Source organism: Streptomyces sp. NPDC058773 (assembly GCF_042746015.1).
GTDB lineage: Bacteria > Actinomycetota > Actinomycetes > Streptomycetales > Streptomycetaceae > Streptomyces.
The window spans coordinates 1-1,146 of sequence record NZ_JBHYPE010000102.1 but is presented as its reverse complement, the minus strand read 5'-3'; the positions used below and the strand labels follow the sequence as shown (position 1 = coordinate 1,146).

At 72.8% G+C, this 1,146-nt stretch carries 1 protein-coding gene; it reads left to right on the top strand.

Annotation, left to right across the window (positions count from 1 at the left end):
• Window positions 1-1,016 (top strand): 2-oxoglutarate dehydrogenase, E2 component, dihydrolipoamide succinyltransferase (gene sucB, locus ACFW5B_RS35225; RefSeq protein ID WP_386449197.1); only part of this gene is annotated, 1,016 nt, incomplete at its 5' end.
• Window positions 1,017-1,146 lie beyond the last annotated feature (130 nt).

Sequence of the window (1,146 nt, the reverse complement as noted above, 5' to 3'; positions counted from 1 at the left end):
CCGCCGCCCCGGCTCCGGCTCCGGCTCCGGCCCCCGCGCCGGCTCCGGCCGCCCCGGCCCCGGCCGCCCCCGCCGCCCCGGCTCCGGCCGCCGGTGAGGGCGCGTACGTCACCCCGCTGGTGCGCAAGCTCGCCGCGGAGAACGGCGTCGACCTGGCCACGGTCAAGGGCACCGGTGTCGGTGGCCGTATCCGTAAGCAGGACGTCATCGCCGCCGCCGAGGCCGCCAAGGCCGCCGCGCCGGCCGCCGCCCCGGCCGCGGTGTCGAAGGCTCCGGCCATCGAGGCGTCCCCGCTGCGCGGTCAGACCGTCAAGATGCCGCGGATGCGCAAGGTCATCGGCGACAACATGATGAAGGCGCTGCACAGCCAGGCGCAGCTGACCTCCGTGGTCGAGGTGGACATCACCAAGATCATGCGGATGCGCAACCAGGCCAAGGACGCGTTCGCGCAGCGTGAGGGCGTCAAGCTCTCCCCGATGCCGTTCTTCGTCAAGGCCGCGGTCCAGGCGCTGAAGGCCCACCCGGTCATCAACGCCCGGATCAACGAGGACGAGGGCACCATCTCCTACTTCGACACCGAGAACGTCGGTATCGCGGTGGACGCGGAGAAGGGCCTGATGACCCCGGTCATCAAGGACGCCGGTGACCTCAACATCGCCGGTATCGCCCGCAAGACGGCGGACCTGGCGGGCAAGGTCCGCGCGAACAAGATCACGCCGGACGAGCTGTCCGGTGCGACCTTCACCATCAGCAACACCGGTTCGCGCGGCGCCCTGTTCGACACCGTCATCGTGCCCCCGAACCAGGTCGGCATCCTGGGCATCGGTGCGACCGTCAAGCGCCCGGTGGTCATCAACCACCCGGACCTCGGCGAGACCATCGCGGTGCGCGACATGACCTACCTCGCGCTCTCCTACGACCACCGTCTGGTGGACGGCGCCGACGCCGCCCGCTACCTGACCACGGTCAAGCAGATCCTGGAGGCCGCCGAGTTCGAGACCGAGATCGGTCTCTGAGCCCGGTAGTCAACCGGCAGGTGTGCAAGGGGCCGGCCCCCGGGGGGTGGGGCGGGGGGGGGGCCCCGGGGGGGGGGCCCCGCGCGGGCGCGGGGGCGGGGCAGGGGGGGGGCCGCAGCCGCCCCCGGGC